The sequence below is a fragment of the Bradyrhizobium sp. genome (assembly GCF_027307225.1).
Lineage (GTDB): Bacteria > Pseudomonadota > Alphaproteobacteria > Rhizobiales > Xanthobacteraceae > Bradyrhizobium.
Map to the genome: position 1 here is coordinate 19,638 of NZ_DAHUXJ010000043.1, position 8,227 is coordinate 27,864.

Sequence of the window (8,227 nt, forward strand, 5' to 3'; positions counted from 1 at the left end):
TTGCGGGCCTTGCCGCGTCTCGGGAGTGGGGATCGCTTGTTCGGTCACGGATCAACCGTTTGCAGGAAGGTGGTGTCGGCCGCTTTTTAGGGCCCGATCATTCCTACAAAGTATCGTGTGAGATTGCGACAGCCAAGCGACCGTTGGTCTTGGATTGCGGGCCTGAACGACAGGCCAAAGCAGCGTCAGGCGCTGGCGGCGTGCTTGATGGCAGCGGCCTGCGGCAGGCTTGCGTCCGGATTGGTGTACTCCCGGAAACTGTCGATTGCCGCCGGACGTCCCAGCAGATAGCCCTGCACCTCGTCGCAGCTTTCCTCCTGCAGGAAACGCAGCTCGTCGTTGGTTTCCACGCCTTCCGCGATGACCGGAAGCCCCAGGCCCTTGCCGAGACCCAGCACAGCACGGACGATCGTTGCGGCCTGCTGGTTGGTATTGACCTGCTTGATGAAGGAGCGGTCGATCTTGATGCGGTCGAACGGAAAGGCGCGCAGGTTGGACAGCGACGAATAGCCGGTGCCGAAATCGTCCATCGCGATCTCGACGCCAAGCGCCTTGACCTGCCGCAGCGTCGCCAGCGTACGATTGAGGTCGCGTACCAGCGCCGTTTCCGTGATCTCGATTTCCAGGCGCCTGGCAGGCAGACCGGTCTCGATCAGGATCTGATGCAGTTCCTGGGCAAATGTCGCGTTGTGGAGTTGCACGGCTGAAACGTTGACCGCGACCTTCAGCGGCATCTTCCAGGTAGCGGCCTCGCGGCAGGCCTCCTTCAGTACCCAGTCGCCGATCGGCAGGATGGCGCCGATTTCTTCCGCAACCGGAATGAAGACGCCCGGCGAGATCTCGCCGCGGGATGGGCTCTTCCAGCGTACCAGCGCCTCGAAGCCAACAACCTTCCCGTGGCGAATGTCGAACTGGGGCTGGTAGGCCAGCCACAATTCGTCGCGGGAGATTGCCAGGCGAAGATCATGCTCCAGTTGCCGGCGATCCCGGACCGCGGCGCCCATTTTGGCTTCGAAGAAGCGGTAGATGCCGCGGCCTTCCTGTTTGGCGCGGTAGAGCGCAACGTCGGCATGGCTCATCATGGATTGGCGGTCGGCCGCATCATCCGGGCTGAGCGCAATGCCGATAGAGGTCGCGATCGGCACTTCCGGCGCATCGCCGTCGTCGCGAAGCACCTCGAGAATGGATTCCGCGAGCCGGCCGGCCGCGGCAGGCCCCGAAATGTTCGGCAGCAGGATAGCAAACTCGTCGCCGCCGAGCCGCGCCAACATCTGCCCCTCCTCCAGCAACGCACCGACGCGCGAGGCAAAAGTCTGCAAGGCGCGGTCGCCGGCGGCATGGCCGAACAGATCGTTGATCTCCTTGAAGCGGTCGAGATCCAGGCACATGACGCCGAGACTCTTGCCCGGTGCAAGCCCCGCGATTTCCTGATCGACGCGCATGTTGAAATAGGCGCGGTTCGGCAAGCCAGTCAGCGCGTCGTGGTGCGCCAGGAAGTGGATGTGCTGCTCGGCAGCCTTGCGGCGCTTCAGATCGCGAACCGCTATCACGTGGTGAGGACGTTCGGCAAAGACGATCGGCCGCATGATCAACTCGACCGGTATCATCGAGCCGTCACGATGGCGCAATTCCGTTTCGAGCGTGTGATTGGGCCGTGACATCAGCTTGCCGCGGGCGGCCGGGTCGGGGAAGCAGTTTTCGAGCGTGCCTCCGATCAAGCTATCGGCCGAGCAGCCCACGAGTAGCGAGAAGCTCTTGTTGGCCGAGACGATCATCTCGCCGTCGCAAACCAGAAGGCCTTCGACGGTAGCATCCGCAAGGTCGCGCATCCGGTCGGTCTCGAGCTCCGAGCGGCGATGATCTCTGATATCGATCACGACGCCGGCGGTCGCCAATCCGAGGATGCCGAGACTTGCAATCGTCACGCCGACAGCAAGCAATCCGGCCGGCAAGGCCGTCTGCGAAACCGCGATGCTCGGGTCGGGAATGATCGACACCGCGCCCATGGCGGTGAAGTGGTGGCTGACGATCGCAAGCGTCAGCAGCAGCGCGCCGCCGAGCTTCCATCCTTCGTGCTCGCCGTGCAGGCCAACCGGCAGCGCAGCGGCGCCGATCGCAGCGCCCAACAGGATCGAGACGACCACCAGCGCGGGATCCCAGACCACGATGCCCGCCACCTCGAAAGCCGCCATTCCCATGTAGTGCATCGCGGCGATGCCGCCGGCGACGATGGCGCCGCCGATCCACGGGCCATGGCGCCAATCCTTGGTTAACGACACCGCAAGGCCGAACCCGGTGAGCAGAATCGCGACGATCAGGGACAGGACGGTTAACGCAATGTTGTAGCCGCTCGGAATTCCCGGCGAGAACGCCAGCATGGCAACAAAGTGCGTCGCCCAGATGCCAAAGCCGGTCGATATCGCGGAAACCATCAGCCAGAGATCTCGCATCCGCCCCTTGGCCGCGCGGGCATAGCGCAACAGTCTGATTGCGGAGATCGATGCGAGCACGCAGACAAAAGCGGCAAGGCCCACAAGCCTCAGGTCATGCGCCGTAGCAATGCAGTTATAAACCTTCAACATGAGACATTCCGCATTCGGATACGCGTCCGGCAGCGAAACTAGCTTCACGGTGTGAAGGCCGCGTAAATTCTGCACGAGAGCGGCGCGGCCATCGTCACGGGATCAGCCGCGCACGGCATGTCTACGTAGTAATGCGGGGAAGGCGCGCACCCGGAACCTTCTCTGGTTCCGCTTTTCCGTTTGTTCCCGGATCGGATTTGTCGCTTGGGAGTGACGGAATCTCGCTAGACCAGTCCGAGTTCCGTCGGATGCACGCCGGCAAAGATCCGCTGCAGGCTCGCCGGCTGCAGGCCGAACTAGTGCTTCGATTCCGAAGTTCGTATCATATTGCGGCTCCACGTTTCGCCTGCTCGACCTTGATCTGCTCGCCGACGATGCGCCCGCCATTGATGCCGATATTCGGCGTTTGCGTCTTGCCGCGGAAAATCAGCGGCCACTGATCGGTGAAGGCAATCGGCTTGAGCTTTGGGGTCTTCCGGCTTCACGTCGATGCCGACCCCAGTGAGAATGCGCGCCAGCGCCTCGACATCGGCTTGCGTGTAGCCGGAGCCGACGCCCATGGTGTGCAACTCCATGATCTCACGGGCGTCGTTCTCATTGAGATGGCCGGCCGCGTTATCGGCGTTGTCGAGATAGCGCAGTATAGCCGGATGGATGAAATCGTTTCCTACAGCACCTTGAACACGCGCTCGTCGTACAGCGCGCCGCCCATCGGCTGCAGCTCTTCGCGGAAGATTCGCACTGTCTTCGACGAAATCCAGGCGTTCTTCTCGCTCTGCGACTTCCAGGCTTCGACCACCGTGAAATGATTCTTCCGGTTGGCCTGAACGTTGTCGTCGAAACGAAGGTTGCCAGGCGCCTTCCGGCCTTGCTCGACGAACGCTTTCACCTTGGCCGTGCCAGGCTCGACCTGCGTCGGAACCACGTCGACATGGGTCAGCACCAGGATAGCGCCCTTCGGCGCCGGCTTCGACGGACCGACCGACAGCCCATTATGGATGCGCTCGTCATAGGCGGCGCTGCGCAGCGGATCGAGCGCCGCACGGAATTTGGTGTAGGCATCGGTCGACGCGAAAGCCTGCTTGGCCGACTGCGACTTCCACTGCTCGACCAGCGCGAAGTGGCCGGGATCGGAAATCCGCTGCCCGGCCTCGACCTGCACGGCGCCGTCGGCTTTGCGGACGGCCTCTGCGTAGCGGATAATCAGCTTGCGTGCTTCGACCGCCCTGGCGGGCGCAACTTCCGCGTAGGTCACGATGGTGACGGGCTGGCTCGCATCCTGTGCGCGGGCAATGGCGCCAGCCGAAAGGAGGCCGGCCATGGTGATGACGGCCGCCAGAAACGAACGATGCATGGGGAATTTCCTCCGGAAATGACGGATGCTCGTACGAAGGCATCCTTTGGGAAGTCCTGAGAGATGAAGCGACCTTCAACTCATCGCGCCGTGGCGTGCCATCTTGATCGCACGAGCCGGCCCGGCGTCAAGCCTTCGGGTATGGCGGGACCGGAATAAACTGCAGGGAAAACTGCGCGCCGCCCATCACCCGGTTCTCCACCTCGATGGTGGCGCCATGCAATTCGGCAATGCGCTGCACGATGGAAAGACCCAATCCGGAGCTGCCCTGCTGATTGCGGTTGCGCCGCCAGAAGCGGCGGAAGATCAGATCGCGTTCCTCATCCGAAATGCCGGGGCCGCGGTCCTGCACCGCGACCTTCCCGTTTTCCTCGACGACGAATTCCACCACGGTGTCTTTCGGCGTGTGGCGGATGGCGTTTTCGGCGAGGTTTCGGATTGCCCGCTTGATCATCTCGGCATTGCCTTTGACGAGCACCGGCGCGGTTGCGCCCAGAAGCGCGATTTCCCGCCCCTGCTCGAGTGCCAGCGGCGCGACAAAGCCAGCCACTTCCGCGGCCGCGGCCTGCAAATCGGCGACCTCCGCCGGGTCGATCGCAAAGGCTTCGAGCTCGGCGATGTCGAGCAACTGGCCGACCACGCGGCTCATCGCCTCGATGTCCTGATGCAGCGCTTTCGCCACGCCGGGATCGTCGAGCGTCTCGACGCGCGTGCGCAGAATCGAAAGCGGCGTGCGCAGTTCATGGGCGGCGTCGGCGGTGAATTCGCGCTGCAGCCGAAAGCCTTCGTCGAGGCGGTCGAGCGCCTTGTTGATCGCCGACACCAGCGGCCGAACCTCGCTCGGAATTTCCTGCAGCGGCAGGCGGATGTCGGTGCGGGCCGGCGTGATGTGCTGCGCGGTCTCAGACGCCTGCCGCAGCGGCCAGAGCGCTCGGCGGAAGATCGCGATGTCGATCACCAGAAGCAGAAACAGGATCGGCAGCGTGATCCAGCCGACGTGACGGTAGAAATCATCGACAATGTCGTCGATCAGCACATCGTTGTTGGCGAGGTCTTCGGCCGCCTGCACCCACAGGGTCTTGCCGCCGATGATGCGGCGGATGCTGGCGCCGGAAATCGCGGCGCCGCCAATGTGCGTGTCCAGAAACTGCACAGTCGACGCGCGCGGATCGACGGCAAAGACCGGCGCTCTGTTCTGCAGCGACGAGAACAGCGTCTTGCCGGCGGCGTCGACCACCGCATAGGAATATCGTCCGTAAGGCTGCGAGTAGAGCCCCTGAAGGTTCGGCGGCAGATGCAGCGAAAGCTGGCCGTCGGGCTCGAGAACGAGATGTTCGGCAAGCGACACCGCCTGCTCTTCCATCGCCTCGTTGTGGATGTTGTTGGTGGCGACACTGAGAAGCCACGACAGCGCCAGCGACATCAGAACCGATGTGATCGCCACCGCGATCACATGCAGGATCACGATGCGCGAGATGATCGATTCAAACCGGATCACGCTTTTCCTCGGCGATGAGATAGCCGACGCCACGGATGGTATGGATCGTCACCTTGGCGCCGCGGTCGGACAGCTGCTTGCGCAGGCGATGGACATAGACCTCGATGGCATTGGAAGCGACGTCGCCGGAAAGGCCGAAGATATGATCCTCGACCTGCTTCTTCGAGACCACCCGGCCCTTGCTGCGCATCAGAAGCTCGAGCACTTCCGTCTCGCGCGAGGAGAGCACCTGCGGCTGGTTGTCGATCAGCGCCTGCCGGCCGCGCAGGTCGAATTCGAGATTGGCAATGTGCAGGGAGTTACCGAGCTGCTGGCCCGGCCGGCGCAACTGCGCCTCGAGCCGCGCCACCAGTTCCTCCAGCGCGAACGGTTTCACCATGTAATCGTCGGCGCCCGAGCGCAGGCCGGAAACGCGATCCTGCAAGCCGCCGCGCGCCGTGAGCACCAGCACCGGGGTCGAATCCTTGCGATGGCGCAATTCGCGCAGGATCGCGAGCCCATCGCCATCGGGCAGGCCGAGATCGAGAATGATTGCCGCATACGTCGTGGTCATCAGCACGGCTTGCGCTTCCGAGGCGGTCGCAAGCAGATCGACCTCGTAGCCAGCCGTCCGCAGGCCCTTGGCGAGCAGCTCGGACAGCAGCGCATTGTCTTCGATCACCAGTAGACGCATGACGAGGACCTGAAATTCCTGCGCCAGCTTTGACCCCTTTTGCCGCGAACGACAAGCTTTCAAACCAGGCCGAGGTTAACGGAATCGGGCGCTGTAAGGCTGCTGTAAGAAATCGCTATTTCGAAAGAAATTTTCGCAGGATCTGGGTCAGCTTTTCGGCATCCGTCTGCGGCGGCATGAAGCCGAGATAATTGCCGTCGCGACCCATCAGGTAAATCACGCCGGTGTGGTCGATGGCATATTCGCCGTCAGCCGCCGGCGGCAATTTGGCGTAGAACGCCTTGTAGGCATTGGCGACGTTGCGGATTTCTTCCGGTGAACCGGTCAGCCCAATGAAACTCTTGTGGAAGGCCTTGATGTAGTCGCCAAGCACCTTGCTGTCGCGCTCGGGATCGATGGTGATGAAGATCGGCTGGACGCCATCGGCCAAAGGCCCAAGTGCATCGAGCGCCTGCGTGATCGCCATCAGATCGGCCGGACAGATGTCGGGACAAAACGTGTAGCCGAAATAGACAATCATCAGCTTGCCGCGGAAGTCGTGGTCGCTGTGCCTGCGGCCATTCTGGTCGGTAAGCGTGAACGGCCCGCCAACCGTGCCGCGGCCATACATCAGGTCTTCCATCATCTCGGCGGCGGTGTAGCGATCCGGCGGCGTGTCTTCGGCACGAACCTCATCAGCGAGAATGCTCAGCACGAGCAGCGCGGCGATCGCCGGCCACGCTTTCGTTCCCCTCAAGCGCACCGTTCAGATGCCGAAGGTGATGCGGCTGCCGGTCGTGGTGGTCAGCACCTTCCCCGGCATCTGCCGCTGCGCTTCCTGAGTGAAGTTAAGCCCGCTGCAATGCATGGGGATCACGACGTCAGGATTGAGCTTGGTCATCTCGGCGACGACCTGCGTCAGGTAATCCGCTGGCGCCGGTCCAAGGTGGAAGCCGCCAACGATGGCATGCACCTTTTGCACGCCGGAGACCTCCATCGCCTGCCGCACCGTATTGACGATGCCGACATGGCCGCAGGAGGAGATCACCACGAGGCCCCTGTTCTTCAGGTTGAAGCAGGTCGCGTGTTCGTGGATATGCTCGTCCGGCACGATCTTGCCTTCCATCTCGGCCGGCAGGTAATGACTCCAGTTGCAGCCGGCGCCGTCCTTGAACTTGAACTCGACCAGCGAATTCGGCAGCACCTTTTCAATCGAGTTGCGCGCGATCTTGCCGGTGGTGAAGGCAACGTCACCGATCACGACCGGGGTCTCGCACAACATCACCTTGACGTCGCGCTTGGCTAGATCGCGGCGATCGAGCATGCCGAAGTCGCTCAGATCGCCGCCGGCGCCGCGCAGATAGCGCTGGCAGAAATTGTCTTCGCCGCCGGCATAGATCGTAAGATCCGACGGCATCGACTTGCGGTGCCGATCCAGAAAGCCCATCAGGCCGCCGAGGTGATCCCAATGGCCGTGACTCATGATCAGCGCATCGATCTTCGACGCATCGACCTTAAGCAGATCCAGGTTGCCGTTGATGGCGCCCGGCGTCCAACCGAAGTCGAGCAGGTAGGTGCGCCTGGTGTCGCCGCGCTGCGGTTCGAGCAGCAGCGACAAGCCCCATTCGCTGTGCAGGGGCAGCATCGAATTTGCCGATCTGCCGGGTTCGGTCTTCACGCCGGCGACTTCGGCTCGCTTGAAGAAGAGGTCGCTGGCGCTATCGACGAGAACGCGGACGCTGAGCTTGTCGATGACGGGCACCTCGATCGGGCCAGCCTTGGCGAGTTCGATGCAGGAAAATCCGGTCGCGGCGGCGGCGAAGCCGGCGGACATTTTCATCGCGTCGCGTCGATTGAAGGTCGGCATGTACCCCTCCCCTGGTCCACTGGCGGCGGCAGTACAAAGCCGGGCGAGCGACGTGTCAATGCAAATGGGCGGCCAAAATGCAGGCCGAGAAAAGGAGCAGGCCGAGAAAAGGATGCGAACGTTGGAATTGGGACAGTAATTATCCCCCGGCAGAGCCGGGGGCTTTAAAAATGGGGCCGCTCAAAGCGGCCAGGATAGATATGAAGTTCCCAACAAAACACCTCGGCACCGCCCATGCCTCACTTACCCCCAACTCGCTAACTTCTCAGAGACA

The 8,227-nt window shown here is 62.4% G+C and carries 7 protein-coding genes and 1 pseudogene; 1 reads left to right on the top strand and 7 read right to left on the bottom strand.

Annotated elements, in window-relative coordinates:
• Positions 1–185 precede the first annotated feature (185 nt).
• The 7 genes and pseudogenes from M6D32_RS07070 to M6D32_RS07100 all read right to left on the bottom strand — a co-directional run bounded on the left by M6D32_RS07070 (position 186) and on the right by M6D32_RS07100 (position 7,953).
• The gene (locus M6D32_RS07070) at positions 186–2,582 is read right to left on the bottom strand and encodes an EAL domain-containing protein (protein WP_298254748.1); all 2,397 of its coding nucleotides are present in this window, start codon (positions 2,580–2,582) and stop codon (positions 186–188) included.
• A 464-nt stretch (positions 2,583–3,046) separates the two neighbouring features.
• Positions 3,047–3,235: pseudogene (locus tag M6D32_RS07075) on the bottom strand (DUF1800 family protein); the annotation flags it as partial.
• A 14-nt stretch (positions 3,236–3,249) separates the two neighbouring features.
• A complete protein-coding gene (locus M6D32_RS07080) occupies positions 3,250–3,936 on the bottom strand; it encodes an antibiotic biosynthesis monooxygenase (RefSeq protein ID WP_298254750.1) in 687 nt (228 codons plus the stop codon).
• A 127-nt stretch (positions 3,937–4,063) separates the two neighbouring features.
• The gene (locus M6D32_RS07085) at positions 4,064–5,434 is read right to left on the bottom strand and encodes an ATP-binding protein (protein WP_298254752.1); all 1,371 of its coding nucleotides are present in this window, start codon (positions 5,432–5,434) and stop codon (positions 4,064–4,066) included.
• Entirely contained in the window at positions 5,421–6,107 is a 687-nt protein-coding gene (locus tag M6D32_RS07090) for a response regulator transcription factor (RefSeq protein WP_298254754.1), read from the bottom strand. Before M6D32_RS07090 ends, M6D32_RS07085 begins: the two co-directional genes overlap by 14 nt.
• A gap of 115 nt (positions 6,108–6,222) precedes the next feature.
• The gene (locus M6D32_RS07095; protein ID WP_298254757.1) at positions 6,223–6,849 is read right to left on the bottom strand and encodes an SCO family protein; all 627 of its coding nucleotides are present in this window, start codon (positions 6,847–6,849) and stop codon (positions 6,223–6,225) included.
• Positions 6,850–6,852: 3 nt separating this feature from the next.
• Positions 6,853–7,953 carry an MBL fold metallo-hydrolase gene (locus M6D32_RS07100; RefSeq protein ID WP_298254759.1) on the bottom strand — a complete coding sequence of 367 codons (1,101 nt, stop codon included), beginning with the start codon at positions 7,951–7,953 and terminating at the stop codon, positions 6,853–6,855.
• Between the two features lie 77 nt (positions 7,954–8,030).
• On the opposite strand from M6D32_RS07100, the gene M6D32_RS07105 reads away from it, so the two are divergent.
• Positions 8,031–8,227, top strand: a 197-nt coding sequence (locus M6D32_RS07105; protein WP_298254762.1) for a hypothetical protein, incomplete at its 3' end; no start/stop codon positions are given.

Coding starts and splice junctions, on each gene's coding strand:
- M6D32_RS07070 (WP_298254748.1), bottom strand. CDS start 2,582: ATGTTGAAGGTTTATAACTGCATTGCTACGGCGCATGACCTGAGGCTT.
- M6D32_RS07080 (WP_298254750.1), bottom strand. CDS start 3,936: ATGCATCGTTCGTTTCTGGCGGCCGTCATCACCATGGCCGGCCTCCTT.
- M6D32_RS07090 (WP_298254754.1), bottom strand. CDS start 6,107: ATGCGTCTACTGGTGATCGAAGACAATGCGCTGCTGTCCGAGCTGCTC.
- M6D32_RS07100 (WP_298254759.1), bottom strand. CDS start 7,953: ATGCCGACCTTCAATCGACGCGACGCGATGAAAATGTCCGCCGGCTTC.